Source organism: Vibrio sp. D54 (assembly GCF_021728075.1).
Lineage (GTDB): Bacteria > Pseudomonadota > Gammaproteobacteria > Enterobacterales > Vibrionaceae > Vibrio > Vibrio alginolyticus.
In genome coordinates this window covers 1-26,595 of record NZ_JAKKCS010000028.1, presented here as the reverse complement: position 1 = coordinate 26,595, position 26,595 = coordinate 1, and the positions used below count along the sequence as shown (strand labels likewise).

General features: G+C 46.5%; 24 protein-coding genes, 2 tRNA genes and 1 riboswitch. Of the genes, 15 read left to right on the top strand and 11 right to left on the bottom strand.

The genetic code is table 11. The features are described 5' to 3' along the window. Window positions 1–46 precede the first annotated feature (46 nt). From L3V37_RS22930 to thiH, 10 genes are all read left to right on the top strand, one after another. Window positions 47–123 (top strand) — tRNA-Asp (locus tag L3V37_RS22930). 61 nt (window positions 124–184) lie between these two features. Next, a tRNA-Trp gene (locus tag L3V37_RS22925) sits at window positions 185–261 on the top strand. Between the two features lie 244 nt (window positions 262–505). Further along, complete coding sequence (locus tag L3V37_RS22920; RefSeq protein ID WP_213886957.1) at window positions 506–1,888, top strand: multicopper oxidase family protein; 1,383 nt, start codon at window positions 506–508, stop codon at window positions 1,886–1,888. A 123-nt stretch (window positions 1,889–2,011) separates the two neighbouring features. Beyond that, entirely contained in the window at window positions 2,012–2,395 is a 384-nt protein-coding gene (gene crcB, locus L3V37_RS22915; RefSeq protein ID WP_005378811.1) for a fluoride efflux transporter CrcB, read from the top strand. A gap of 60 nt (window positions 2,396–2,455) precedes the next feature. Then, a riboswitch (TPP riboswitch) is annotated at window positions 2,456–2,554 on the top strand. A 163-nt stretch (window positions 2,555–2,717) separates the two neighbouring features. Continuing rightward, window positions 2,718–4,658, top strand: coding sequence for a phosphomethylpyrimidine synthase ThiC (gene thiC / locus L3V37_RS22910; protein ID WP_053306506.1), 1,941 nt, complete (start codon window positions 2,718–2,720; stop codon window positions 4,656–4,658). After that, window positions 4,658–6,073, top strand: coding sequence for a thiamine phosphate synthase (locus L3V37_RS22905; RefSeq protein WP_237307200.1), 1,416 nt, complete (start codon window positions 4,658–4,660; stop codon window positions 6,071–6,073). Before thiC ends, L3V37_RS22905 begins: the two co-directional genes overlap by 1 nt. Further along, window positions 6,060–6,833, top strand: a complete 774-nt coding sequence (locus L3V37_RS22900; protein WP_130545176.1) for a HesA/MoeB/ThiF family protein — start codon at window positions 6,060–6,062, stop codon at window positions 6,831–6,833. The genes L3V37_RS22905 and L3V37_RS22900 overlap by 14 nt, the downstream gene beginning before the upstream one ends. A 38-nt stretch (window positions 6,834–6,871) precedes the next feature. Beyond that, window positions 6,872–7,126, top strand: coding sequence for a sulfur carrier protein ThiS (gene thiS / locus L3V37_RS22895; protein ID WP_005378804.1), 255 nt, complete (start codon window positions 6,872–6,874; stop codon window positions 7,124–7,126). 5 nt (window positions 7,127–7,131) lie between these two features. Next, complete coding sequence (locus tag L3V37_RS22890; protein WP_130545177.1) at window positions 7,132–7,899, top strand: thiazole synthase; 768 nt, start codon at window positions 7,132–7,134, stop codon at window positions 7,897–7,899. 34 nt (window positions 7,900–7,933) lie between these two features. Further along, window positions 7,934–9,046 (top strand): 2-iminoacetate synthase ThiH, encoded by a 1,113-nt coding sequence (thiH, locus tag L3V37_RS22885; RefSeq protein ID WP_130545178.1) that lies wholly within the window; start codon window positions 7,934–7,936, stop codon window positions 9,044–9,046. 135 nt (window positions 9,047–9,181) lie between these two features. On the opposite strand, the gene L3V37_RS22880 is transcribed toward thiH, so the two are convergent. Next, window positions 9,182–10,972, bottom strand: coding sequence for an aminopeptidase P family protein (locus tag L3V37_RS22880; protein WP_130545179.1), 1,791 nt, complete (start codon window positions 10,970–10,972; stop codon window positions 9,182–9,184). Between the two features lie 203 nt (window positions 10,973–11,175). Then, on the bottom strand, window positions 11,176–12,117 hold the full coding sequence (locus L3V37_RS22875) for a LysR family transcriptional regulator (RefSeq protein ID WP_005378791.1): 942 nt from the start codon (window positions 12,115–12,117) through the stop codon (window positions 11,176–11,178). 107 nt (window positions 12,118–12,224) lie between these two features. On the opposite strand from L3V37_RS22875, the gene L3V37_RS22870 reads away from it, so the two are divergent. Beyond that, a complete protein-coding gene (locus L3V37_RS22870) occupies window positions 12,225–13,418 on the top strand; it encodes a multidrug effflux MFS transporter (RefSeq protein ID WP_005382927.1) in 1,194 nt (397 codons plus the stop codon). 91 nt (window positions 13,419–13,509) lie between these two features. Beyond that, on the top strand, window positions 13,510–13,791 hold the full coding sequence (locus L3V37_RS22865; protein WP_005378786.1) for a hypothetical protein: 282 nt from the start codon (window positions 13,510–13,512) through the stop codon (window positions 13,789–13,791). Window positions 13,792–13,822: 31 nt separating this feature from the next. Here the strand turns inward: L3V37_RS22865 and L3V37_RS22860 are convergent, their stop codons facing one another. From L3V37_RS22860 to L3V37_RS22845, 4 genes are all read right to left on the bottom strand, one after another. Further along, on the bottom strand, window positions 13,823–14,278 hold the full coding sequence (locus tag L3V37_RS22860; RefSeq protein WP_005378784.1) for a DoxX family protein: 456 nt from the start codon (window positions 14,276–14,278) through the stop codon (window positions 13,823–13,825). 10 nt (window positions 14,279–14,288) lie between these two features. Next, window positions 14,289–15,047, bottom strand: coding sequence for a DNA-binding domain-containing protein (locus L3V37_RS22855; protein ID WP_005378782.1), 759 nt, complete (start codon window positions 15,045–15,047; stop codon window positions 14,289–14,291). Next, a complete protein-coding gene (locus L3V37_RS22850) occupies window positions 15,044–15,916 on the bottom strand; it encodes a DUF692 domain-containing protein (protein WP_237307198.1) in 873 nt (290 codons plus the stop codon). Before L3V37_RS22850 ends, L3V37_RS22855 begins: the two co-directional genes overlap by 4 nt. Before the next feature lie 99 nt (window positions 15,917–16,015). Next, on the bottom strand, window positions 16,016–16,276 hold the full coding sequence (locus L3V37_RS22845) for a DUF2282 domain-containing protein (RefSeq protein ID WP_005378779.1): 261 nt from the start codon (window positions 16,274–16,276) through the stop codon (window positions 16,016–16,018). 281 nt (window positions 16,277–16,557) lie between these two features. On the opposite strand from L3V37_RS22845, the gene uvrD reads away from it, so the two are divergent. Then, a complete protein-coding gene (uvrD, locus tag L3V37_RS22840; RefSeq protein ID WP_005378778.1) occupies window positions 16,558–18,732 on the top strand; it encodes a DNA helicase II in 2,175 nt (724 codons plus the stop codon). 982 nt (window positions 18,733–19,714) lie between these two features. Here uvrD and ggt read toward each other — a convergent pair. The 4 genes from ggt to rarD all read right to left on the bottom strand — a co-directional run bounded on the left by ggt (window position 19,715) and on the right by rarD (window position 24,131). Further along, window positions 19,715–21,481: a gamma-glutamyltransferase gene (gene ggt / locus L3V37_RS22835; protein ID WP_047102545.1), complete on the bottom strand. Its 1,767-nt coding sequence runs from the start codon at window positions 21,479–21,481 to the stop codon at window positions 19,715–19,717. Window positions 21,482–21,592: 111 nt separating this feature from the next. After that, window positions 21,593–22,252: a LysE family translocator gene (locus L3V37_RS22830; protein WP_005378776.1), complete on the bottom strand. Its 660-nt coding sequence runs from the start codon at window positions 22,250–22,252 to the stop codon at window positions 21,593–21,595. 91 nt (window positions 22,253–22,343) lie between these two features. Further along, complete coding sequence (locus L3V37_RS22825; protein WP_054577296.1) at window positions 22,344–23,141, bottom strand: AraC family transcriptional regulator; 798 nt, start codon at window positions 23,139–23,141, stop codon at window positions 22,344–22,346. A gap of 72 nt (window positions 23,142–23,213) precedes the next feature. Next, on the bottom strand, window positions 23,214–24,131 hold the full coding sequence (gene rarD / locus L3V37_RS22820) for an EamA family transporter RarD (protein ID WP_005378774.1): 918 nt from the start codon (window positions 24,129–24,131) through the stop codon (window positions 23,214–23,216). Window positions 24,132–24,309: 178 nt separating this feature from the next. On the opposite strand from rarD, the gene recQ reads away from it, so the two are divergent. Then, complete coding sequence (recQ, locus tag L3V37_RS22815; RefSeq protein ID WP_005451195.1) at window positions 24,310–26,145, top strand: ATP-dependent DNA helicase RecQ; 1,836 nt, start codon at window positions 24,310–24,312, stop codon at window positions 26,143–26,145. A 9-nt stretch (window positions 26,146–26,154) separates the two neighbouring features. Next, on the top strand, window positions 26,155–26,460 hold the full coding sequence (locus tag L3V37_RS22810) for a DUF3630 family protein (RefSeq protein WP_005378772.1): 306 nt from the start codon (window positions 26,155–26,157) through the stop codon (window positions 26,458–26,460). A gap of 43 nt (window positions 26,461–26,503) precedes the next feature. Here the strand turns inward: L3V37_RS22810 and L3V37_RS22805 are convergent. Continuing rightward, on the bottom strand, window positions 26,504–26,595 hold a 92-nt coding region (locus L3V37_RS22805), incomplete at its 5' end, for an integrase core domain-containing protein (RefSeq protein ID WP_138939205.1).

The following is a 26,595-nucleotide window of genomic DNA, read 5'->3' as shown; positions in this document are numbered from 1 at the left end:
AAGACAAAAGCGGACACTTGCTTATTAAAGCGAGTGATACCACTGCGGAGTGGTAGTTCAGTTGGTTAGAATACCGGCCTGTCACGCCGGGGGTCGCGGGTTCGAGTCCCGTCCACTCCGCCACTTAATATCGACAACCTCGCTTATGCGAGGTTTTGTCAAATCTAGAATATGAAAATTCTATAGGGGTGTAGCTCCAATTGGCAGAGCAGCGGATTCCAAATCCGCGTGTTGGGAGTTCGAATCTCTCCACCCCTGCCACATATCAGGCTCTGACTTAGGTCAGAGCCTTTTTTGTATCTGGTTTCTTCTCATTATTACAGCTTATTTCTACTCTTATCCCGTAAGTATGGCTTTCTGCTGTACTTTGGCAGCATTTAATCTACTGAACGAACGAAACTACAGTTAGCTGTAATGATCAGTGGCCCGAAATTTTAATAATAAAGGGGAATCACAATTTATATTTAGTTACACTCAACCGATCTGGATTAATGAGTAACTATGTATGGATATATCTCGTCGACGCTTTCTTCAATCATCCTTAGCAATCTCCGCGCTTGCCGTTCTACCTGCATGTTCTCTATCTAGGAGCACTAATAAGCAGGGGCAATATATATACGATATCACTGCAGAGCCTTCTACTGCAGAATTGGTCCCTGGGTTTAACACAGACGTACTCGCATTTAATGGTTCGATTCCAGCGCCTGTGATTCGTTGTCGCCAAGGCGAGAAAGTTATAATTCGGTTTACTAACAAGCTTTCAGAGCCGACTACAATCCACTGGCATGGCTTGCGAATCCCTATTGAAATGGATGGTGTCCCTTTCTTGAGCCAGCAGCCTATCATGCCAGGTGAAACATTCGTTTATGAATTTACACCACCAGATGCGGGCACATTTTGGTATCACCCCCACATGAATAGCGTTAAGCAGCTTGGTATGGGCTTAGTCGGGCTAATTGTCGTTGAAGAGGCAGAGCCGGTTCAGTTTGATGAAGAGCATGAAGTCGTCCTCAAGCATTGGCATTTAGACAAACTAGGTCAGTGGAAGAACCTTATGGTGCCGCGCTTGAGCGCTCGTATGGGGACTCCCGGAGAGTGGAGTAGCGTCAATGGTGTGCATGAACCTGTTTATACGCTGAAGCAGAATGCCACTACGCGATTAAGAATTGCTAATGTCGATAATACCATTACTTACCCGATCGCTATTGAAGGTGCAGAGGCTTGGGTTATTGCTATTGATGGTAATCCTGTTAAAGCGCCTTATAAGCTCACTCAGCACAAAATTGGTCCGGGAATGAGGTTAGATATCGGATTGATTGCTCCGAAGGCTGGAACACGTGTTTATGTGCGTCAAATGAAAGGACGCTTCCCATTCCCTTTGTGCGAGTTTGACGTTGTTGAGTCTGACTTGCCGAGCAACCAGAAACTGCCTTTATTACCTCTCAACCCTGTGCCAGCTCTCGATTTGAAAAATGCAGAGCAAATCGATTATGTGTTTGAGTGGGAGGGGGCGATCACTCCTGCTGATAAATCGGGCAAAGCGATACCTAAGTTCTGGCTGATGAACAAACGGGCTTGGGAGGGAATGAGCAAAGATAATATTCCAGCGCCGCTTTCAACATTGGAGATGGGAAAAACCTATATCTTCAACCTAAAGAACGTCACCCAATATCATCATCCTATTCATCTTCATGGACACACATTTACGGTTCTTGAGTTAGATGGCAAAAAACTCGACGAACCGTTTCATACCGATACGGTCTTGCTTGGAAATAACGGCAGTGCGAAAGCGGCATTTGTTGCAGATAACCCTGGACGTTGGATGTACCATTGTCATGTGATCGAACACATGAAGACGGGTTTGATGGGTTACATCGAAGTAAAGTGACTCCTGTAACTTTTAAAATCTTGATAAGTTTTAAGCGCTATACTTTGCTGAATTCTAAGATTGTATAATCACTATTGCCGTAAATTTGATTACAATGTCGCCATTAACTTTTCTGGGGGAATTATGGGACAACTATCCGTTTTGGGTTTTATTGCATTGGGTGGTGCATTTGGTGCATGTTCTCGTTACTTAATTTCTGAACTTTGTGTCATTTTATTGGGGCGTGGTTTTCCATATGGTACGTTAACCGTTAACGTTGTTGGCTCATTTATGATGGGCTTATTGATAGCAGCTTTCGATAATGAACTTTTGGCAACGGAACCTTGGCGACAAGTGATTGGCTTGGGTTTTTTAGGGGCACTAACGACGTTTTCCACCTTCTCGATGGATAATGTGTTGCTTATGCAGCAGGGCGCTTTCTTTAAGATGGGGTTGAACGTATTGTTGAATGTCGTGTTAAGTATTTCAGCTGCGTGGATAGGCTTTCAATTATTGATGCGCAGCTAGCAAAGTAGTTAAAAATTGAACAGGTCGGCTTGGTTTCACCAAGCCGTTTTTATATACTGACATCACTTGTCGGAGTGCCATAAGGCTGAGACCGTTAATTCGGGATCCGTTGAACCTGATCAGATTAGAATCTGCGAAGGGAACAAGAGAAGATATTCACACCGGAGTTCTTTCTGGTTGATCTATCAAAAGTCGAATGTTGTTACAGGCAAATATCGTAAGCTTTAACTAGCCTTAATTTGACACCTCTTGTCGCATCTATCCGCCAAGCATTTTTATCCAATTACTTTTTATCTAGTATAACAAAGCAAGGAAAAATGCTATGTCGAGTCGCAAACAAGCGAGACTGGAAGCAAAACAGTTCATTGATACACTCTCGGTACAACCGTACCCCAATTCAAGCAAAGTCTACGTAGAAGGCTCACGTCCAGATATTCGTGTGCCAATGCGTGAAATATCACTCGCTGATAGCCTTATTGGAGGCACAAAAGAAGCGCCTATATTCGAACCTAATGAGCCAGTACGCGTTTATGATACGTCGGGTGTATACACAGATCCAGAGCACACCATAGACCTCTATAACGGCTTACCTAAGCTGAGAGAAGGGTGGATTGAAGAGCGCGCCGATACTGAGCTACTTGATGAAGTAAGCTCGGTATACACCAAAGAGCGCTTAGAAGATGAAACGCTAGACGATCTTCGTTACGGAAATCTACCACGTATTCGACGTGCCAAAGATGGCCATTGTGTGACTCAATTGCACTATGCTCGCAAAGGTATTATTACCCCAGAAATGGAATATATCGCGCTGCGTGAAAACATGGGGCGTGCCAAGTATCGCGATGAAGTGCTGAATCAACAGCATCCGGGTCAAAGCTTCGGAGCGAACCTACCAAAAGATATTACCGCCGAATTCGTGCGCAAAGAAGTCGCCGAAGGTCGCGCTATTATCCCTTCCAATATTAACCACCCAGAATCCGAACCAATGATCATTGGACGTAACTTTTTGGTCAAAGTGAACGCCAACATCGGTAACTCATCGGTCACTTCTTCGATTGAGGAAGAAGTAGAGAAGCTCGTTTGGGCGACACGTTGGGGTGGAGATACCGTTATGGATCTCTCTACTGGACGTAACATCCACGAAACTCGCGAGTGGATTCTACGTAACAGTCCGGTTCCGATCGGTACCGTACCAATGTATCAAGCGCTTGAGAAAGTGAATGGTGTTGCGGAAAACCTTAACTGGGAAGTGATGCGCGATACCCTGATTGAGCAAGCAGAGCAGGGCGTTGACTACTTTACTATCCATGCCGGTTTACTACTTCGTTATGTGCCAATGACTGCAAAACGCGTTACTGGCATCGTCTCTCGTGGTGGTTCTATCATCGCGAAATGGTGTTTAGCGCATCACCAAGAAAGCTTCTTATATACCCACTTCCGAGAGATCTGTGAAATCTGTGCTAAGTATGATGTGGCACTTTCTCTCGGTGATGGTCTGCGTCCTGGCTCGGTGGCCGATGCTAACGACGAAGCGCAATTTGCAGAGCTTCGTACCCTTGGTGAGTTAACCAAGATAGCGTGGGAATACGACGTCCAGGTGATTATCGAAGGTCCTGGTCATGTTCCAATGCACATGATCAAAGAGAACATGGAAGAACAGTTAGAGCACTGCCATGAAGCTCCTTTCTATACCCTTGGCCCATTGACGACAGACGTTGCTCCAGGTTACGACCATATTACTTCAGGTATTGGCGCTGCCATGATTGGCTGGTATGGCTGTGCGATGCTTTGCTACGTCACTCCTAAAGAGCATCTTGGTTTACCAAACAAAGAAGACGTGAAAGTAGGCATGATAACTTACAAGCTTGCTGCGCACGCCGCGGATTTGGCGAAGGGACATCCTGGTGCACAAGTTCGTGATAACGCGCTTTCTAAAGCTCGCTTCGAGTTCCGCTGGGAAGACCAATTCAACTTGTCACTCGATCCAGATACCGCGCGCGCTTTCCATGACGAAACCTTGCCTCAAGAGTCTGGAAAAGTTGCTCACTTCTGTTCGATGTGCGGGCCAAAGTTCTGCTCGATGAAGATCTCGCAAGAGGTTCGAGAATATGCGAAAGACACAGAGCAAGTTGCTGCGGACCAAGCTATCTCAATCAAAATGCTGGATGACCCTCTTGAGGGGATGCGTCAGAAATCGCAAGAATTTAGAGAGTCAGGTTCCGAGCTATACCACCCAGCAGCACATGCCGAGGTAAGTGACTAATGAGCAAAATCCTTATTCCGTCATCATTGATTGAACTGACTGGTTTAGTTCAGCGATGTTTGTTGTTGGCGAAAGAACAGGGTTTTAGCATCGAAGACATTGAGTTGGGTGTGAGCCCAACTCAATCTATTCAGCTTGTTCGCGACCAACAGACCACACGCATAACGACAGATCTTATTAATGGTTATGACTCTGAGAATGAGAGTTCATTTGTGCTCTATTACCGCTCTGCTTTATCGGTAGAAGCGTGTGCTAAGCAACCGTCGAAAGCGATTTATATTGGCATTGCTGATACGCATGTATCCGATGAAAAGGAGAAAGTGCTTCAGCTTGATATCTGGCGTCACCCAATTAACAACGAAGTGAGAGCGCTTTCCGTTAAGTCCAAATTCAACGCAATGTTCGATCCCGAACATCACCTTGCTTGGATAGTAACGCTGACAGTACTCGATTTTCCTATCGAAGATGCGTTAACACTTGCTCGAGGAATGCTAACTCAACAAGCGAATGTTTCACGTGAAACACTGTCGAATGACAACCTTGGTGAGGGAAGATCTACTCAGTGGGCTGACCAATTTGATGATTTCCCCACACCTGTACTAGAGGATAACCGGCTAGGTATTCAAGTTGGTTGGTCTGCACAAGGTGAGAGCGTTAGCTTTCCAACTCTAACTAAGCAAAGTCTAGGGCTCTATCCAGTCGTTGATGATGTTGCTTGGATTGAGCGTCTACTGCCATTAGGCATCAACACTATTCAACTGCGAATCAAGAACCCACAACAAGCCGATTTAGAACAACAGATCATTCGAGCAATTGAGCTAGGTCGTCAGTATCAAGCACAAGTGTTCATCAATGACTATTGGCAGTTGGCAATCAAGCATGGCGCTTATGGCGTTCACCTAGGACAAGAAGACATAGAAGAATCTAATTTGGCTCAGATAACTAGAGCCGGCATTCGTCTTGGTCTTTCTACGCATGGTTATTACGAACTACTGCGCATCGTACAAATTCATCCTAGCTACATCGCACTAGGGCATATTTTCCCAACCACCACAAAACAGATGCCATCGAAACCACAAGGTTTGGTGCGCTTGGCTTTGTATCAAAAGCTGATTGATAGCATTCCTTATACAAATACAGAGGCTGCTTTCAGAACTTCAAAAGACAAAGAAGTAAGTGACTATGTGCTTGGCTTTCCGACGGTTGCGATTGGTGGTATTGACCAATCTAATGCAGACCAAGTTTGGCGCACGGGCGTCTCTAGTTTGGCAGTTGTGCGAGCTATTACGTTGGCAGAATCACCTCAGTCCGTCATTGAGTTCTTTGCACAACTGATGAAAGAAAGACAACTAACGTTCACTGAACAGAATAATGAATTGGCGGATACCAAGAGAGGCGAGCATGCTCACGGATAAGCAGTTCCTTCGCTATCAGCGCCAACTCGCTCTGCCTGAAATTGCCGAAATTGGACAAGAGCGTTTGAGCAAATCGCATGTGCTGATCATCGGTTGTGGTGGGTTAGGAAGTGCTGCGAGTTTGTACTTGGCATCAGCGGGTGTTGGTAAATTGGTTGTGGTTGATGACGATGAAGTTGATAGCAGTAACCTACAACGTCAGATCATTTATCGTGAACAAGACCTCCAAGTTGCGAAAACAAAAGCGACTGTAAAGCAACTCACTGAACTTAATTCTATGGTCCAAGTTCGTGCTCTCAATAGGCGATTAGACAAAGCACAGCTGCAGCTTGAGGTGATGCTAGCGGATGTGGTGCTCGACTGCACCGATAACATGCCAACGCGCCAGCTCATTAACCAAGTTTGTTTCGAGCAAAATACGCCGCTCATCTCGGCGGCAGCAATTGGTTGGCAAGGGCAATTCGCTGTCTTTGATTACCAAACACCAAGTGAACAAGAAGCGCAGAGTAAAGCCTGTTACCGCTGTTTGTATCCGTTCGACGAATTACCACAAACTCAAAAGTGCAGTGACAGCGGTGTCGTCGGTCCGGTGGTGGGCACACTTGGCAACTACCAAGCGATAGCGGCAATTCAAAAACTGGCGACGGGAAAGTTTCATGTCGAGACTGCCAAGTTACACCTGTTCGATGGATTGAAGCTGCAATGGCAAACCATGGCGATAAGTAAAGACAAACAGTGCCAAGTGTGTGCTCAGATTTAGCTTATGAGTAATGGGCAGAATTAAGAGAGTTGGAAGCAATGACGTTATCAGAACAACAAACAACACAAATGACCGCTGCTGACTTAGATGTGATCACTATTGTCATCAATGACCAGTCACATCAAGTTGCCAGTGAGTCGAATCTACAGCAAATCATTAGTCAATTTGCGCTGCCTGAAATGGGCTGTGTTTTTGCAATTAATAACAATGTTGTGCCGCGCAGTGAGTGGGCTAGCACAGTTCTTTCACAGGGAGACAGCATCTCTTTGTTTCAAGCGATCGCAGGGGGTTAAAGTCGATGCTTAAAATTGGTGATAAACAATTCGAATCAAGACTGTTCACGGGAACAGGGAAGTTTGCCAACAGCCGATTAATGGCAGAAGCGATTCAAGTATCGGGTTCTCAACTTGCGACCATGGCGTTGAAGCGTGTGGATGTGAACGACCAACAAGACGATATTTTGTTGCCGTTAGTACAAGCGGGTGTGAACTTATTGCCGAACACCTCAGGTGCAAAGAATGCTAAAGATGCTGTGTTTGCAGCAAAATTGGCGAGAGAAGCGTTGGGTACTAACTGGTTAAAACTAGAAATTCATCCAGACCCGAAGTACTTGATGCCCGATCCCATTGAGACACTTGCTGCCGCTGAGCAACTGGTTCGTGAGGGCTTCATTGTCCTTCCTTACTGTCATGCTGACCCGGTTCTGTGTAAACGATTGGAAGAAGTAGGCTGTGCTGCGGTCATGCCATTAGGTGCGCCGATTGGTTCCAACAAAGGGATAGTTTCTCACGATTTCCTAGAGATCATCATCGACCAAGCCAATGTTCCTGTCATTGTTGATGCGGGTATTGGTGCTCCTTCACATGCCGCGCGTGCGATGGAAATGGGCGCGGATGCCGTTCTCGTTAATACTGCGATTGCAGCTTCGAGCGATCCTGTTGCGATGGCGAAGGCATTTAAGTTGGCGGTAGAGTCGGGGCGTATGGCTTATGAAGCCGGACTTGCTGGTAAGGTTTCTCATGCGGTTGCGTCGAGTCCACTGACGTCATTCCTAGATGAGCTTTAGCCCTAGATTGATTTAGCTAATAAGCGAGGAAAACATGAGCTTCGTTGAACAATTTAAGCAGCTTAATTGGGATGACATTTCGATGTCGATCTATGCGAAAACGGCAAAAGACGTCGAGCGAGCATTGAATAAACCCAAGCGTGATTTGGAAGACTTTAAAGCGCTAATTTCACCAGCGGCTGAAGCGTACTTAGAGCAAATGGCGCAGTTGTCATACTCGGCAACTCGCAAGCGTTTTGGCAATACCATGTCGCTTTATATTCCATTGTACCTTTCTAACTTGTGCGCCAATGCTTGTACTTATTGTGGCTTCTCGATGGAGAACAGAATCAAACGTCGTACCTTGAATCGGGACGAAGTGGTTGCAGAAGTAGAAGCCATTAAACGCATGAAGTTCGATAGCGTATTGCTGGTGACTGGCGAACACGAAACCAAAGTGGGCATGAAATACTTCCGCGAAATGGTGCCGATGATTAAGCAACGTTTTAACTATTTAGCAATGGAAGTACAGCCACTTGGTCAAGACGAATACGCTGAGCTCAAGACATTGGGTTTGGATGCGGTGATGGTCTATCAAGAAACGTATCATCCTTCGACGTATGCCGAGCACCATTTGCGTGGCAATAAGATGGATTTTGAATACCGATTGGATACACCCGATCGTCTTGCAAAAGCGGGCATCGATAAGATCGGTATTGGCGCATTGATTGGGTTGGAAGAGTGGCGTACCGACTGTTTTTATGTGGCAGCGCACTTGGACTATCTTGAGCGCACGTATTGGCAGACTCGTTACTCGATTTCTTTCCCACGTTTGCGTCCTTGTGAGGGCGCGCTCCAACCAAAATCAGTCATGACGGATAAGCAGCTTGTGCAGTTGATTTGCGCTTATCGCTTGTTGAATCCAGAAGTGGAGTTGTCATTATCGACTCGTGAATCACCAAAGTTCAGAGACAATGCATTACCGTTAGGCATCACCAGTATGTCTGCTGCATCTAAAACTCAGCCGGGTGGATATGCGATGGATGATGTTGAACTCGAGCAGTTTGAGATCAGTGATGAGCGAAGTGCGGGTTCTGTGGAAGATATGATTCGAGCCAAAGGGTTTGACCCTGTATGGCGAGATTGGCACTCGGCGTATTCTGGTTAAGTAGCAAAGAAAGCCACTGGTCATCGTTATGTTTCACGTGAAACATAGGCAAAAAAAGAGGGTTGATGCAAAACATCAACCCTCTACTTTTTTCTAGCTTCTAGCTTCTAGCTTCTAGCTTCTAGCTTCTAGCTTCTAGCTGTGTGCTACTGGTAGCGTTGCTTGACGAAGCCACTCTTTCACATCACCCTCAACAAGTGGGCTGATCTCATCCCATACCTTCTGATGGTAATCATTCAACCAAGCAAGCTCTGGACGAGTTAGCATATCAACGTTGATATTGCGCTTGTCGATTGGACAGCGTGTTAGCGACTCAAATGATAGAACAGGGAAGTCACCGTTAGTTGGGGTTTCAACAACAAGCTCTAGGTTCTCGATACGGATACCAAACGCATCCGCACGGTAGTAACCTGGCTCGTTGGATAGCACCATACCTTCTGTTAGAGGCACGTCGATTTGCTTCTTCGAAATGCTCGCCGGACCTTCATGAACACTTAGGAAGTGACCGACACCGTGACCAGTACCGTGATCGTAATCGTAGCCCTCCGCCCACAGGTGCTGACGAGCTAGCGTATCGATTTGGTAACCACGTGTGCCTTTCGGGAAACGTGCACGTGCAACACCGATGTGGCCTTTTAGCGCGAGAGTGAATTGTTTAATCATCTCTTGTGAAGGCTGACCGATCGCGATGGTACGCGTAATGTCTGTCGTGCCATCTAGGTACTGACCGCCTGAATCCACTAGGTAAAGTGTGTTCAGTTCTAGCTTGCCAGGTTCAGGTTGGTTCTCGTGATTATAGTGACACATCGCCGCGTTGCCACCTGCTGCCGAGATAGTATCGAAGCTAAGATCCATAAGTGTCGGGTCTTCGCTACGGAACGCTTCCAGTTTGTCTGCCAGCGTCGCTTCATCATGCAGGTTACCCGCAACGACTTCAGCATCTAACCAAGAAAGGAACTTACTCATCGCTACGCCATCGCGGATATGACATGCTTTCATGCCTGCGATTTCAACTGCGTTCTTTGCTGCTTTTGGCATTAGGCATGGATCAGCTTTACTCACCACAGATGCGCCAGCGTTTTGTAGAACCAGCTTAAACCACGCGTTACTTGTCGCAGGGTCAACCAGTACATTCTTGCCAGTTAGGTTTTCTAGTCGTGCTTGCAATGCTTCTGGGTGATGAACCGTCACGCCGACACCAACATGAGCGTCAAACTCAGCAGGTAGGCGAGCAGGATCTAGGAAGTATTCCACGCTTGAGTCTGAGTGCAGAATCGCGTGAGAAAGCAGAACTGGTAGACGTGAGACATCTAGACCACGAACGTTGAGCAGCCAACAGATAGAATCAAGCGCTGTGATCACTGCGCTGTCTGCACCGGCTTTTTTCACGAGCTCTGCGATTTCTTGGCGTTTGCTTTCACTTGACTGACCAACTGCTTCTGTTGCCATTAGGCGAACATCAGAAACCACAGGAGCAGGGCGGTCGTGCCACAGTTCATCAATTGGGTTGCTATCGAGAATCTTAAGCTCAAGTGCGCCAGCAAGTTTTGCTTGTGCCATGTCTAGCCAAGCAGCGTTGTGCATGCGAGGGTCGATTGCCACAGACGCGCCATTTGCAAGATGGTCTTTAATCCAATCTAGTGCAGGCTCTTCAATCAAGTGACGGTATTCGAATAGATCAGCAGGAACCTGCTTTGTTACTTGTACTGTGTAGCGACCATCAACAAAGATAGCGGCTTTGTCTTTGGTGATTACCGCAGCACCAGCAGAACCAGTAAAACCAGTTAGCCAATGTAAACGCTCGTTGTGCGCTGGTACGTATTCACCCAAGTACTCGTCTTCATGAGGGACAAGTAGGGCATCAATATTATGTTGTGCTAGCCATTCGCGAATTGCATTCACGCGGCTTTGGGTATCGTTGTGCATCTGTGTTATTCCTTCAAATTACCGCTCCTTCATGCTCAGGTGTGGGAGCTGTTTCCATCTGCTTCATGCAGTTTACGATTCCATTGAGGTTCGCAATCAGTTCAATAGAGTCGGAGTACAACTAGGCCATAGATGAGCCAAAAAGGACTACGACAGTTAAGCTACTCATTTTAGCCGCTAAGCGCAAATTGAGTGCGGTGTTTTTATCTAAGGTGATCGGTTTTTTGTGTGATCATCGTACGTAGCCAGCCTAATGCAGGGTCGTTTTCTCTATCTCGGTGCCAGAATAAAGTGTAAGCCATAGGTGGGAATTCTAACGGTAGTGGCAGCACGACCAAATCAAGCTGTTTGGCCGCAAGTTGCACAAAATGACTTGGCGCAGTAAAGATAAAGTCGGTGTATGAACATAAACTTGCGGCACTGTTAAAGTCGGGCACGGTGACGGCAATATCGCGGTCGGCGCCAATATCTGCAAGGCGATAATCTAGCAACCAACGGTCGTTGCCATCACAACGTACTTGTACATGGCGTAGGGCGAGATAGGCTTCCAGATTCCAAGGTTGTTTTAGCGCAGGGTGGTTTTTGCGAATGATGCACATTTGGTAATCACGATAAATTTCCAACTCGCAAATGTCATCGGGTGGTTGAAGAGTCAGCTTGGCATCGTTTATATCGATATCTTTTCCAGTTAAGCCTAAATCCAGTTCGCCGCGTTGAAGCATTTTAAATGTATTATCCGACCACGGGTGTGTGCTAATTGTCACGCCAGGTGCTTGTTGAAAAATCGCCGGTAAGAAATGGGGTAGAATGAGAGGGTAGACACTCTCTACCGCTGCTATTTGAAAACGGTATTCACTGCTTTGCGGAGAAAACTCTTCGGGTTGAGTCAGCACTTCTAACTGATTTATCAACAGATCCAGTTTCGGTTTAAGAAACAATGCGCGCGGCGTAGGTGTTAATCCATGTGAGTTTCGAGTGAAAAGCGGGTCATCAAATTGAATGCGCAGTTTAGCCAGTGATTTACTTACGGCGGATTGGCTTAAGCACAATCGGTGGGCCGCACGAGTAACGTTTAACTCTTCAATCAGCACTTTAAAGCAGACCAATAGATTTAAATCGATACGAGCCAGTTTTTCGACGTTCACAGTGAATTTCCTCTGAGGAATAATGCTCATGATTATACATCATTTCCATTCATATCATCAGATGATTAAGCTTTACCCAAAGTTCTTTATCCAATTCGGAGTGTTGTGTGTCTAGCCAGTTTTCTAATAGTAAAAAACAGATGGCGTTATTGACCCTTTTGGTTCTTTTTAGTCCTTTAGCGATTGATATTTATCTACCTGCTTTACCTCTTATTGCTTCCACTTTTCAGGTCGATAATGCGCTAGCACAAGACACGATCACTTGGTTCTTATTTGCTATGGGTGTTGGTCAGCTATTCGCAGGTCCCCTAGCAGATAAACTCGGACGTCGAACTGTTGCATTGGGCGGTATCACCATTTACGCGATGAGCGCTTTATTGGCGTGGAGTGCTCAAAATATTGAGTGGATGTTGGTTTCCCGACTACTACAAGGCTTAGGTGCGTGTGCGACATCGGTAGCAGCCTTTGCAACAGTTCGCGATATCTTTGGCCCGGAAAAAAGCGGCAAAATGATCAGCTACCTTAACGGTGCGATTTGTTTCATTCCGGCTTTAGCTCCAATTCTAGGTAGCTGGTTAACTCAGCAATTTGACTGGCGTGCTAACTTTAGCTTTATGGCGGGTTTTGCTGTGGTGTCTGGATCATTGATGTTTTTCATGATGAAAGAGACTAACCCGTCAACAGAAAAGCAAGCCGTGTTTAAGCTTAGTCGGTATTGGGCAGTGCTTAGCACACCATCTTTTGTTTTCCATGCGTCATTATGCTTGATGGCGATGGCGGTTATTCTTGCTTACGTTACCTCAGCACCGTCGGTATTGATGACGGGGATGGGGCTGTCGATGAATGAATTCACTTTCTGGTTTGGTGTAAATGCGGTGATAAACATTGCGGCATGTATGCTGGCGCCTAAGTTTATGGAGCGCGTTGGAACTCACAACACCTTGGTCACCGGGATCTCAACTCTGGGTCTCGCAGGTGTGATCATGCTAGTGATGAATGGTCAGAATACCGCGCTTTCTTTCATGTTACCTATCTTCATGTCTTCTGTAGGTTTTGCATTCATTCTGGGTGCAGCGGCAGGGAAAGCGTTAGAACCGTTTGGTGATAAGGCGGGCACGGCAGCTGCACTGCTTGGATTGTTCCAAATGAGTGGCTCTGGTTTGTTGGTGGGTACACTGCAACGCTTATCTCTGGATCCACAAACCTTGATCGCAATTCATATGTGGGTCCTATTACCTGCGTTGGTCGTTCTGTTTACAAAAGCAGGGAAGAACTGGCACTCGAGCTTTGCGAAAGCGTAAATCAGTGTAATTTAGTATTTTCCAATGTAAGTAAGGCGTGTATATTTGTCACTCAGACTTTTCCTGACACCATAACGGAACTCAAAAAGTAATGTCGTTAACCACGTATGAAATGGCTCGTATTCTAGAGCAAATGGAAGATTCACCAGAAAAGGTGATGTTTGGCAAGTTGCTTAATGAGCTGGGTAATCAAAGCTCCGAGCGTATTCGTAGTGCGGCTAAACAAGTACCTCTGCCAATTTTGCGTGATATCGTGTACCAATTTCAGCAAGTGATTGAGTCACGCAAAGATGAACAAGTCGAGCAGATGGCAAAAGACCTCGCTCAGCAAGGTATCTCAGCAGAAGAGCTACTGGCTTACTTGAATAAATAATAAAAAATCCCCGCATGATGCGGGGATTTTTTTAGCTTGTCATTTTCTTTTTCAGGATGTGGTCCAAAGACAGCGGTCCTGGCCCCCATACGATTACGATAAGAATCATCAATCCCCAAAGTTGGTGGTCATAAAAACCTTTCTCCCACAACAGTGGGTAAGAGATCACTGCGATGATGTTGAACACAAACAGCATTGCTGCCATCGGGCGGGTAATCAATCCCAGTGCCAAGAACACCGGTAGAACCAACTCCGCAGCCGTACCTAAATAAGCCGCCAATTCCCATGGCAAGATTGGCACTTGGTATTCCAGCTCAAATAAGTACAGCGTGCTATCCCAAGATGAGATTTTGATTAGTCCTGAATTGAAGAACACCCAGGCTACCCACAAGCGACAAAAGAGAAGTAGTAAAGGGACAAAGCCAGCTTGTAGGGTACTGATTAAATCGTCGTACCGATTCACTAAGTTTTTAACCGTATCCGTCATAGAGTGCTCCTTAGATTGATTGCAATGTAAAGCCGTCAACAATATCGAGTGCCATGATGCGATTGAGATGAGCGAGTAAAACTTCAGGTATTTCGCTCAAACTCTGCTTCTGCTCTAAACATTGCAGCAGTTGGAACACATCGGCATCGAGTGCGTGACACAAGGCTTCTCCATTGGCTTGAATCGAGATGACACCTTGCTGTAATTGGTTGATATTAAGTTGTTCGAATTGCCCAGTTTGAATCGCACTAAATAGATCGAATACTGCGTAATTGGAGTCAAAGCTGCGGCAGCCCTTTTTAAGGTGTAAGACTAAAGCGGGTTGTTGCTCTTCACTCACTTCGCCAAGTAACGCAAGCGGTTTTAATTCCGCTGCATTGGATTGCTCATACTGTGCTTGACGAGCTAGGTCGATATGCCACTCGAAGCGTGCGACTTCAGGGCTGTAAGGTGCTTGTGCGATCACCTGACTAAACTGCATGATGGTGTCTTGAAAGCCTTCGCCATAATGCACCACATTTCCTTCTTTTAATGGGTAAGAAAGAACATGCTGGCGAGCTATCTGTTCAAAGCATTCTTCACCAAGCAGCGCTTCAACCATCGGGTAGGTCGCGGACAACACTTCGCTTAAGCTGACGATAAAGTTATTGCGGTAAATTTGTATGCGTTCATCAGCGGTAAACTCATCACTGGCAATATCGCAGTCTTCACCGAGCGCTTGATAGTGCAGGGCTTTAGCAAACTGGCTTTGTAAGGTGGCTAGATTCATGATGCCTTCCTTGGTTCGCTTTGTTCACTTGGAAGTGTGCCTTGCAACAGCAGTTGCGATGCTTTCTGCGCTTCTTCGAGCAAGACTTCTGGCGCGGGGATATCCAAATCCCATTCAATCAACGTATGACGTGGACCGTGTTTTTTTGTCCACTGTGAAAACAACTGCCAAACTTCATCGCTAACCGGGCGGCTATGGGTATCAATCCATATCTCACCTTTGTCGAGTTGTTTGATGGTAAAACCTGCCAAGTGAATCTCATCCACTTTGTCGGCTGGAATCACATCTAGGTATGTGTCGCAATCAAAACCGTGGTTGAACGCCGAAACATAAACATTGTTTAAATCGAGCAATAAACGACAGTCAGTGCGCTTTTGCACTTCGGTAAGAAACTCCCATTCGCTGATGGTCGAATGTTGAAACTTCACATAACTAGATGGGTTCTCTATCAAGATCTCGCGTCGCAAATAATCCTGCACTTCATTCACGTTACGAGTGAACACGTTGAGCGCTTCTTCCGTATACGGAAGTGGAAGCAGGTCATTAAAGTAGTGACCGCCGTTTTCACTCCAACTTAAATGGTCAGAAACAAGGATTGGGTCGATTGAGTCAATCAGTGCTTTAAGTTGCGCAAGATGCTTTTGACTAACACGTTCCACCGAACCTAACGACAAACCAATACCGTGGCAGCTAATTTGATATTGCTCGCGAAGCGTTTGTAGTTGATGACGCTCTGCTGCATTGGGTTGGAAATAGTTTTCACTGTGGATTTCTAACCAAGACAACTCGGGTTGGTTTTGGCTAAAGTAATCGAGGTGAGGGGTTCTTAATCCAACTCCAACAAGGTCGTGGAAGGTGTGGTGTTTCACGTGAAACTCCTTTTCAAATCGTGCGGGAAGAGAAGGATGCGTCTTGGCTTTGCGTTGGTTGAGCGTCAACGCATCCTCACAATAGCTAGCGATAAAAGATTATGAAGAAGAAGTGCTACCGCCAGCGAGCTTGTCACAAAGACCTTTTGGTACGACTACGAATGCGTCTTTTTGGTTATCTTCTTTAGAAGTACCAGCGCATGAGCTGCTTTTTGTTGCACAGTCGTTTTTACCTGCTTTAGAAACGCCATAGCACTTTTCTTTTTCAGCAGCGACAGCTGGAGCTGCAGTTAGCATTGTGCCACCAAGAGCTAGAAGACCAGTAACAGCAGCAGTAACAGCTAGATTCGACTTTTTCATAATAAATTCCTCTGAATGATTTCCTTTACTTTAAGTTGGCAAGATGAATCGCCTGTTTTGGCGTTTTTGTTATCAACTTGCTTAACTTAAAAGATAGGAAACTGGCTAAAAAACTTTCAGAAAAATTTCTGAAGTAAATGGGTTTGCAGGGTCAAATAGGTATAACTAATTGATGTGTTGGGCAAAAAAACATCAATTTTTTTATCAAGTTTTGTCTAAACAGCACCAGGTTGTTTAGGTTATAATCGGTTTTTATGTATAAATAACCAGTAGCTCTCATCATGATGGATCCATCTCTATTACTCGACGGTTTGAACGATAAACAACGTGAAGCCGTTGCAGCACCTCTAGAAAACTTGCTCGTTCTTGCTGGCGCAGGAAGTGGTAAGACACGCGTTCTTGTTCACCGTATCGCTTGGCTGATGTCGGTCGAGCAAGCTTCTCCGTTTTCAATCATGTCGGTAACCTTTACCAATAAGGCGGCGGCAGAGATGCGTGGACGTATCGAAGAGCTAATGATGGGCAGTGCAGGCGGTATGTGGAATGGTACTTTCCACGGCATTTGTCACCGTATTCTGCGTGCACACTATCTTGATGCCAAGCTACCGGAAGATTTCCAAATCATCGACAGTGACGACCAACAGCGTCTGCTAAAGCGTTTGATCAAAGCGCAAAACCTCGATGAGAAGCAATGGCCAGCACGCCAAGTGGCATGGTGGATTAACGGCAAGAAAGACGAAGGTCTGCGCCCGTCGCACATTGATGCGTACCATGATCCAGTGACCAAGACATATCTGCAGTTGTACACCGCTTACCAAGAGGCGTGTGACCGTGCTGGTTTAGTCGATTTTGCGGAAATCTTGCTGCGCGCACATGAGCTACTGCGTGATAACAAGTTCGTCCGTGAACACTACCAAGCACGCTTTAAGCATATCTTGGTGGACGAGTTCCAAGATACCAACAACATTCAATATGCTTGGCTACGTATGATGGCGGGTCCTGAGTGTCACGTGATGATCGTAGGTGATGACGACCAGTCGATTTATGGTTGGCGTGGTGCAAAAGTCGAGAATATTGAGAAGTTTACGCTCGAATTCCCAAGCGTAAATACCATTCGTCTTGAGCAAAACTACCGTTCAACCAAGACCATTCTGGAAGCATCTAACACCCTGATTGCGAATAACACCGAGCGTATGGGTAAAGAGTTGTGGACGGATGGCGTGGTCGGTGAGCCCATCTCGGTTTACAGCGCTTACAACGAATTAGATGAAGCCCGTTTTGCGGTGAACAAAATCAAAGAGTGGCAAGACAAGGGCGGTGCTCTGAATGACGCTGCGATGCTTTACCGTAACAACGCCCAGTCGCGTGTTCTGGAAGAAGCGTTAATTCAAGCCGGTCTGCCTTACCGTATCTACGGCGGCATGCGATTCTTCGAACGTCAGGAAATCAAAGATGCCTTGAGCTACATGCGTCTGATTGCCAACCGTAACGATGATGCGGCGTTTGAACGTGTGGTGAATACGCCAACGCGTGGTTTGGGTGATAAGACGCTTGAAACCATCCGTTTTGCGGCTCGTGACCGTGGTTGCACCATGTGGGAAGCGAGTGTGGCAATGTTGGACGAGAAGGTGCTTGCTGGTCGCGCTGCTGGTGCTCTGAGCCGTTTTATCGAGCTTGTCACCGCGCTAGAAGACGACACCTTAGAGATGCCGCTGCATCACCAAACTGACCATGTAATTAAATACTCGGGCTTGTTCGCGATGTACGAGCAAGAGAAGGGCGAAAAGTCTAAGGCACGTATTGAGAACTTGGAGGAATTGGTGACCGCAACTCGCCAATTCGAGAAACCAGAAGAAGCCGAAGACATGTCACTGCTGACGGCATTCCTAACCCACGCAGCACTAGAAGCGGGCGAAGGACAAGCGGACGAATTTGAAGATGCGGTTCAGCTCATGACATTACACAGTGCGAAAGGTCTAGAGTTCCCATTGGTGTTTATGGTCGGTGTGGAAGAAGGCATGTTCCCAAGCCAAATGTCGGCAGAAGAAGCAGGGCGCTTAGAAGAAGAACGTCGTCTGTGTTACGTAGGCATGACCCGTGCAATGCAGAAACTGTACATCACTTATGCTGAAATGCGTCGTTTGTACGGTCAGGATAAATACCATAAACCGTCTCGTTTTATTCGTGAACTGCCAGAAACATGCTTGGATGAAGTACGAATGAAGGCGCAAGTTAGCCGTCCTTCAAGCAGTGGTCGATTTAGCCAAACTGTTGTGAAAGAGAGCTTTAATGAAACCGGCTTTACGCTAGGTTCTCGTGTGATGCATCCAAAGTTTGGTGAAGGCACCATCATCAACTTCGAAGGCAGTGGTCCACAGAGCCGTGTACAGATTGCCTTTAATGGTGAAGGCATCAAATGGTTGGTAACTGCTTACGCACGACTAGAGAAACTGTAAGGCTTTATCAAAACTCATACCAATCGTAGTAAATAACTGGTCATTCTAGCTTGTTAAAATACTCGATAACTGCGTTGCAATTTTTGATTGTAGAATAACTACTTATCGAAAAGTTGCGCCTTGTTCTCAAGCATTTTCCCTACGTTATTTCTGATCACTTATTTACTGTGATTGGTATCATCAACTTAAGAGCTGCTTCGGCGGCTCTTTTTGTTTGTGCAGTTTTGGTGTCGCTAACGCAGTAAAAAATGGAATGATAAATGGAGTACAAAAGCGCGACTTAACGATGCCTTTTGAAGTGAAAGGTGGGCGTTGTGGGTGAATGCCTGTTTTCAGCAGATCTACTGAGAAAAACTTTAGGCAAAGAAAAACCCCGAGGGCTTGCGCCCATCGGGGTTATAGTCTTACTCGCAGCAATCCAGCTACTAAAAGTGCTCCATGCATCTAATCCATGATAGTGTGCTGAATCCGTCAGCTTAATCCTTACGTCGCCTTCCTAGCGGTGTCCTTAGTGACCTTATCCTGGTCTGCTAACTATCCTCGTTAGCTCTCATCACTTGTTCCCTGAGCGGTGTCCCTGACATCATCCTGATGTTCAAATCCTTGCCTCGTCCAGAGGTGTCCATTTCCCGTCCTTAGTAGCAACCATCCTAGTCACTATTGATTCCGTTCAATGTCCAATTTTGCAATCCATGCCCGACTATTCATCCTGAATAACCGTTTCTTCTTCCTGAAGTTCACCAAGTCCGTGGTGTTTCCTGTTCCGTGTCAGCATCCTTCCGACAGGTTTAATATTACGTGTTTAACGATTTCCAACAACGGGCTAATCTCACATTTTTTAACTCTCTTAGCGTTCAAAAAAGATACATGATTATTAAATTCAATGGCTTATGCTCTTTTCTGTGCGGTTTTACCATTAAAAAAGAGAGGTTTGCTCAACCCTTTGTGAGAGATCTCGCACAAGGGGTCGAGCGAAAGACTCTTACTGCCCGATAGCGGCACCTTCACGTCTTGGATCCGCAGCGCCTTCAAGACCGTCTTTTGTTATTCGTATCGCATGCAGACCAGAGTTCAAATCCCGAACATCGGTTTTAAAGCCCATCTTCTCCAGAGCAGGCTGTAAGCCCTCTGCGGCGGTACCTTGCTCAATATCTAAGGTGCCAAAACGGTTCAGCAATCGTGGCTGATTAATCGCGCTTTGGATGTCCATATCCCATTGCGTGTGGGCGATAATGGCTTGTGCGACGTAACCAATAATGCGGCTACCACCCGGTGAGCCAATTGCCATGTAAGGTTTGTCATCCTTCATCATAATGGTTGGTGCCATGGATGAACGTGGGCGTTTTCCCGGTTCTAAGCGGTTCGCGATTGGCACACCATCTTGATGCGTGCGGAAAGAGAAATCGGTCAGTTCGTTATTGAGCAAGAAGCCGCGTACCATCAAGCGTGAGCCAAAGGCGTTCTCAATGGTTGTTGTCATTGAAACCACATTGCCTTGCTTATCGACGATATTGAAATGGCTGGTGGAAGGCAGCTCGATCGATTGGTCCATGCTTAAGTTCATCGCGTGCGACCAAGGAGGGTTGCCGGCTTCAACCTTACTCAAGGCTTTACCGACTTGAATGAGCTCAGCACGTTGTTTGAGATAATCTTTATCAAGCAAGCCTTCGGTTGGCATTGGCACATAATCTTGGTCAGCCATGTACTTACCGCGATCCGCAAACGCAATGCGCGATGCATCGGCGATCACTTGCCATGATTTTGCGCTTTCGGCTCCCCAACCTTTAAGATCGTATTGCTCGGTGATCGCGAGAATCTGTCCAACCGTCAATGCGCCAGAGCTAGGTGGTCCCATGCCGCAGATGTCATAGCTTTGGTAAGCCGCACAAACCGGTTCACGTTGCTTGATTTGGAACGCATCAAAGTCAGGTTGTGCCAATACGCCAGGATTGCCCGGTGCATTCTGTACTGTCTTGATGATGTCTGTGGCGATATCGCCTTGATAGAAAGCTTTTGCCCCTTGCTCTGCAATTGCCGTCAGAGTTTGCGCGTATTCAGGGTTCTTCAACAACGTGCCTTCGGTTTTTGGTGAGCCGTCTGGATTGAAGAAGTAAGCCTTAGTCGCAGGGAAGCGTGATAGGCGCTTAGCATCTTTCTCAATCAGACTCGCGAGGCGAGGACTGACTTCGAAACCTTGCTCAGCCAAGGTAATCACGGGTTGGATGATCTTCTTCCATTCCAACTTGCCGTATTTCTGGTGCGTGTCCCACAGCAGTTTCACTGTACCAGGAGTGGCAACGGAACGCCCACCGACAACCGCATCGTAAAATTGCAGTGGTTGTCCTTTGTCATCTAGGAAGAGTTTCGGCGTTGCGGCGAGCGGTGCGGTTTCGCGTCCATCATACGTAGTCAGTTTTTGTTTCTCACTGTCCCAATACACTAAGAAGGCGCCACCACCAATGCCTGAAGATTGGGGTTCTACTAAGCCTAGCATCAGCTGCACGGCAACCATAGCATCAATAGCATTACCACCTTGGGCAATAACATCCGCACCAGCTTGGGTTGCAATTGGGTTAGCAGCGGTAACCATATAATCTTTCGCTTTGATCAATTGTTTTTGCTCGAAGCCAGTGCTGTGCTCCGGCGCAACCGCATCTGCTGCTTGGTTAGCAAAGACTGATGTAGATAAGATTAGTGGGGAGGTAAGAAAAAGACCCGTGGTCACGAGTCGGTTGAACGTCCAATGCATGATGACTCTCCATGTTGCCAGTTTTGTGCTTTGAGCTTGGCAGTTATGGAGAGTCACGTCGAGTCAGCAATCTTAGAAATGTCGATTGTGCTACGCTTTTAAATCAGTACTTTATCCGATAAAAGTATTGATAGTTTGGTATAGAATACTGCCGCCCACTAGAGTAAATACCACGCCGCATAGACCGTCGATGTAGATACCCGCTTGTTGCAATTTACGCTGTAAGCGCTGTGTCGATAGCATCCATGCAAGGCTAGAGAACCAGAATAGCGACAAGCCAAACAGGATGACCAGTGCAATACCTTTGCCAGTAATCGACATACCTGCTGGGACTAAACTCGACATCAAACTGACAAAGAACACCAGGGCTTTTGGGTTAAGAATGTTGGTCGCAAACCCTTTAGCAAACGCTTGACGCTTATTGCTGATCACTAGGTTATTTTGCTTCTTAGGTTGATCCGTCAGTGGGTTTTGGATCATCGAGATCACGGCACGCAATGCGCCAATTCCTAAGTAGAGCAGGTAACTACCACCGAGCAGTTGTACCACGGAATACAGCACTGGGTGCTGGTGGACGACAAAACTCACACCTGTCAGGCTGAACAAAGAGTGCAGCAAAATACCGACGGACAATCCCAACGCAATGTACAAGCCAGTTTGACGACCATGACGCGTCGCGTTTTGTACGACCAGCGCAAAGTCCGGACCTGGACTCATTAGGGCAATAAAGTGAATGCTGGCGAGTGTCAGCAATATGGTGGATTCATTCATAACACATCTCAAATTTAACCAATGCGGCTATTGTCGTGGTAAGTCACCTGTGGCGCTTGTAAAAAACTGACAGCTTTCTCGGTAAATGAAACTAACGAGCCACTTGAGAAGGGGAAACGCCGTAGGTCTGTTTAAACGCTTTGCTGAAATGCGCTTGATCGTAGAAACCGATTTGATGAGCGACGTCGGTACCACATTGACCAGCTTGCAGTAACTTCATGCCTTGTTCAAGGCGCAGGCGTGCGAACCATGCATAAGGCGTCATGCCAGTTTGCGCTTTAAAGTGGCGCTGGAACTGAGTTGGGCTCAGTTGGCACAGCTCTGAAAGTGAATCCAAACGCACTGCTTGGCCAAGGTTCGCCATTAGGTAATCTTTTAACGTCCCAAGCGATTGGTTTCCTAGCGGCACCACTTTTTGTCGCTCAAGCGATCCGTAGCGATCAAAAAGTTGGTTAAATCCTTCAAAAGGAAGGCAATCTTTGGTGAGTTGGCTGAGGTTTTCACGACGAAGCAGCCCGTGTAAGTTACTAAGTTGTGAAAATATCTGCGGATCCGAGATGATCAGTTCGTTGAAGTGTATTATTTGACCGTTTTGCTTAAGATCAGCCAGATCGCTCAATAGATGAGGTTCGATCGCAAACACATTTACTTCGTAGCCACTCTCGAGCTTAGATTGCCCGTCGTGCAGCTCATCCGGCGGCATAATCACAATTTGCCCGTGACCAACTTGGTGGCTGTTACCTTGGTATTGGAACTTCTGCGCACCATGCGTGATCAGGCCGAGATGAAAATCCAGATGGTAATGCCTTTGAAAAGCAAATTTCTGGTATTTCGCCTCTATTAGACTCAAGTTGTCATGGTCGGTTGCGTAGTACTGAATATGTTCCATTAAACAAAAAAAGCTTGGTCACATTATGACCAAGCTTATCTGGCAATTTCTAACTTGTCTTGTAAAAAACGATCACTGTGGCTGAACGATTCGGCGTGAGCGACGGTTATTACGTAATCCATCAAAGCTAAACACGACTAGTGCTCCCCAAATAAAGACGAAAGTGATCGCTTTATCCATGGTAAAGGGTTCGCCATACATCAATACTGCAAGTAAAAACATTAAGCTTGGGCCTATATATTGGAAAAAGCCCAAAGTCGATAATTTGAGTCTTGTTGCTGCACCCGTAAAGCACAGCAGTGGCAGGGTTGTTATAACCCCAGCAGCGATCAACAAACTATTTAACGTAAGTGGATTCGTAAGCATATTTGAGGTTGGTGTATCGGCAATAAAAAGCAAATAAACAGCGGCCACCGGCAGCAGAAGTAATGTCTCGATAAACAAGCCAGTTTTTGCATCGACACTGACTTTCTTTCTTAATAAGCCATAAAAGCCGAAGCTCATTGCTAACGCCATCGCAACAACGGGTACGGAGCCAAATACAATCAGTTGAACGAGTACGCCACAACCTGCCAATACAACCGCGAACCACTGTAATTTGCGCAGTCGCTCTCCCAAAAATACCATGCCGAGCAAGACATTGATTAATGGGTTAATGTAATAACCTAAGCTGGCGTCGAGCATATGATTCGAGTTTACCGCCCAAATGAAAATCAACCAATTGCCGCCAATTAACATGGAACTTGCGATCAGGTAAGCGATTTTCGTTTTGTCTTTCGCGATGTGGTAAGCCGAGCGCCAGTGACGGCCAAAATGGAGGAGTGCAGCAAGCAAAAAGAAAGACCATATCACTCGGTGGCTTAGAATTTCCAAAGGAGATACTTGTGCGATGGACTTAAAGTACATCGGCGCAATGCCCCACATGGTATACGCGCCGATCGCTAGCAAGATACCTTGCCGCGCGCGTTGTTGTTCGTCTTCTGGTGTCATGAAGTGTCACCTAATTGTGTGTTTTATAGAGCAGAAAATCAGTATACGAGTCGTGATGCGAAACACCTAACAATTTGCGGTTTTATTCACCATGAAACCCCATTACAATGTGCCCTCACTTTGTGTGCCAGTGGTATGCATAAGCACCTCTTTTTTAAGACCCAATCTGAGACTTTTCATGACCTCGACCTTGTTAGCCGAACAATCTGATTCGCCTGTAACGCCTCAACGTGTGTTGGAGGATGTGTTTGGTTACCAAGAGTTCCGTGATGGTCAGCAGTTGGTGATTGATGCTGCGGTAGAAGGTCGCGACAGCTTAGTTATCCTGCCTACTGGTGGCGGTAAGTCGCTGTGTTATCAAATTCCTGCTTTGGTTCGCTCTGGCATTACTTTGGTCATTTCTCCGCTGATTTCGCTGATGAAAGACCAAGTGGATCAGCTTAAAGCCAACGGTGTAGCGGCTGAGTGCATCAACTCCACCATGCCTCGCGAAGAGCTGCTCAGCGTGTATAACCGCATGCACACTGGGCATCTTAAGTTGGTGTACGTCTCGCCAGAACGCGTATTGATGCGTGACTTCATTGAGCGCTTGGAAAATCTGCCGCTATCGATGATTGCCGTCGATGAAGCGCACTGTATTTCCCAGTGGGGACACGATTTTCGTCCAGAATATGCCGCGCTTGGTCAACTTAAGCAGCAGTTTTCCCACGTGCCATTTATGGCGCTGACGGCGACGGCGGATGACGCAACGCGCCGAGATATTCTTGAGCGTCTGCAACTGAATAATCCAGAGGTTTACCTAGGCAGCTTCGACCGTCCTAACATCCGCTACAACTTAGTTGAGAAGCACAAACCGGTTTCGCAAATCGTTCGTTATCTTGAAACCCAAAAGGGTAATTGCGGCATCATCTATTGTGGTAGCCGTAAGAAAGTTGAGATGGTGACCGAGAAGCTGTGCAACAACCACATTCGTGCTGCTGGTTATCATGCAGGTATGGATGCTGATGAGCGCGCTTACGTTCAAGAAGCTTTCCAACGTGATGACATCCAAATCGTAGTGGCGACTGTGGCATTCGGTATGGGCATCAACAAACCAAACGTGCGTTTTGTGGTTCACTTTGATATCCCGCGCAACATCGAATCCTACTATCAGGAAACCGGTCGTGCAGGGCGTGATGGTTTACCTGCGGAAGCCATGATGTTGTATGACCCAGCGGACATCAGTTGGCTGCGTCGTATGTTGGATGAGAAAGACGACGGTCCACAGAAGCAGGTGGAAACCCATAAACTGAATGCGATGAGTGCCTTTGCTGAGGCGCAGACTTGTCGTCGTCAGGTGCTATTGAATTACTTTGGTGAGTATCGTGAGAAGCCATGTGGCAACTGCGATATTTGCTTAGATCCACCGAAACACTTTGATGCAACGGAAGAAGCGCGTAAGGCGTTGTCTTGTGTGTACCGTGTTAATCAGAGCTTTGGTATGGGCTACGTGGTAGAAGTGTTACGTGGCATGCAAAACATTCGTGTACGTGAAAACGGGCACGATAAAATTTCTACCTACGCGATAGGGCGTGATCACAGCCACGATTACTGGGTGAGTATCTTCCGTCAGTTAATCCACAAGGGTCTGCTGTTCCAAAACATCACTCGTAACTCAACGCTGCAACTTACCGAAGAGGCGCGTCCGCTGTTGCGTGGCGATGTGACTCTGGAGTTAGCAGTTCCGCGTTTAGACACCGCAGCACGCGCGGCGAAGTCAGATAAACTGACCAGCAAGAATTACGATAAGAAGCTGTTTGCCAAGTTACGTAAGCTGCGTAAGTCGATTGCTGATGAAGATGGTTTGCCACCATACGTGGTCTTCAGTGACGCGACTTTGATTGATATGGCGGAAATTCTGCCAACGTCTTACGGCGAAATGCTGGCAGTCAGCGGTGTTGGTCAACGCAAACTGGAGAAGTACGCCGACCCATTCCTTGATTTGATTCAAGAACACATTACTCACCACGGATAAGGAACCAAGATGCAAAAGGAATTTGGCTTAGCGGACTACATGGCACAAGAAGGGCGCTTAATCATTACCGCGCCGAGCTTTGACCTTGATAGCTTTCCTGCTTTAGGTGAGCGTTTAGTCGGCTTGCTTTCTGCTACTGTGGTTGAAAAACAATGGGATGCGGATATTCACTCTTGGCTGATCGACTTTGAAGGTTGCCGACTGTTTATGAAAGCAGAGCATTACAGCGAAGCGATTTGGTTTGAAGCGTTAGCGATTGAAGAGAGCAGGGAAGAGTTGGATTATCTTGCAGGATTGTTCCAGCGCGGCTTCTAAAAATAGAGTTTGACCCGTCCTGATATGGGTTGACACTTTTTAACTAAAACGCTCGATGTACTTCATCGGGCGTTTTGTATTTTAAAGCCGTATGAGGCCTCATTTGATTATAGATATCTACGGACTCTGCTACCA

What these genes read in the sequence shown, in the direction of transcription:
- L3V37_RS22810 (WP_005378772.1), top strand. Translation starts at nt 26,155, where the DNA reads ATGCAAAAGGAATTTGGCTTAGCGGACTACATGGCACAAGAAGGGCGC.
- L3V37_RS22860 (WP_005378784.1), bottom strand. Translation starts at nt 14,278, where the DNA reads ATGACGGATACGGTTAAAAACTTAGTGAATCGGTACGACGATTTAATC.
- L3V37_RS22830 (WP_005378776.1), bottom strand. Translation starts at nt 22,252, where the DNA reads ATGAATGAATCCACCATATTGCTGACACTCGCCAGCATTCACTTTATT.
- L3V37_RS22890 (WP_130545177.1), top strand. Translation starts at nt 7,132, where the DNA reads ATGCTTAAAATTGGTGATAAACAATTCGAATCAAGACTGTTCACGGGA.
- L3V37_RS22880 (WP_130545179.1), bottom strand. Translation starts at nt 10,972, where the DNA reads ATGCACAACGATACCCAAAGCCGCGTGAATGCAATTCGCGAATGGCTA.
- uvrD (WP_005378778.1), top strand. Translation starts at nt 16,558, where the DNA reads ATGATGGATCCATCTCTATTACTCGACGGTTTGAACGATAAACAACGT.
- L3V37_RS22845 (WP_005378779.1), bottom strand. Translation starts at nt 16,276, where the DNA reads ATGAAAAAGTCGAATCTAGCTGTTACTGCTGCTGTTACTGGTCTTCTA.
- L3V37_RS22825 (WP_054577296.1), bottom strand. Translation starts at nt 23,141, where the DNA reads ATGGAACATATTCAGTACTACGCAACCGACCATGACAACTTGAGTCTA.
- L3V37_RS22900 (WP_130545176.1), top strand. Translation starts at nt 6,060, where the DNA reads ATGCTCACGGATAAGCAGTTCCTTCGCTATCAGCGCCAACTCGCTCTG.
- thiC (WP_053306506.1), top strand. Translation starts at nt 2,718, where the DNA reads ATGTCGAGTCGCAAACAAGCGAGACTGGAAGCAAAACAGTTCATTGAT.
- L3V37_RS22865 (WP_005378786.1), top strand. Translation starts at nt 13,510, where the DNA reads ATGTCGTTAACCACGTATGAAATGGCTCGTATTCTAGAGCAAATGGAA.
- crcB (WP_005378811.1), top strand. Translation starts at nt 2,012, where the DNA reads ATGGGACAACTATCCGTTTTGGGTTTTATTGCATTGGGTGGTGCATTT.
- thiH (WP_130545178.1), top strand. Translation starts at nt 7,934, where the DNA reads ATGAGCTTCGTTGAACAATTTAAGCAGCTTAATTGGGATGACATTTCG.
- thiS (WP_005378804.1), top strand. Translation starts at nt 6,872, where the DNA reads ATGACGTTATCAGAACAACAAACAACACAAATGACCGCTGCTGACTTA.
- ggt (WP_047102545.1), bottom strand. Translation starts at nt 21,481, where the DNA reads ATGCATTGGACGTTCAACCGACTCGTGACCACGGGTCTTTTTCTTACC.
- rarD (WP_005378774.1), bottom strand. Translation starts at nt 24,131, where the DNA reads ATGACACCAGAAGACGAACAACAACGCGCGCGGCAAGGTATCTTGCTA.
- L3V37_RS22855 (WP_005378782.1), bottom strand. Translation starts at nt 15,047, where the DNA reads ATGAATCTAGCCACCTTACAAAGCCAGTTTGCTAAAGCCCTGCACTAT.
- L3V37_RS22905 (WP_237307200.1), top strand. Translation starts at nt 4,658, where the DNA reads ATGAGCAAAATCCTTATTCCGTCATCATTGATTGAACTGACTGGTTTA.
- L3V37_RS22920 (WP_213886957.1), top strand. Translation starts at nt 506, where the DNA reads ATGGATATATCTCGTCGACGCTTTCTTCAATCATCCTTAGCAATCTCC.
- recQ (WP_005451195.1), top strand. Translation starts at nt 24,310, where the DNA reads ATGACCTCGACCTTGTTAGCCGAACAATCTGATTCGCCTGTAACGCCT.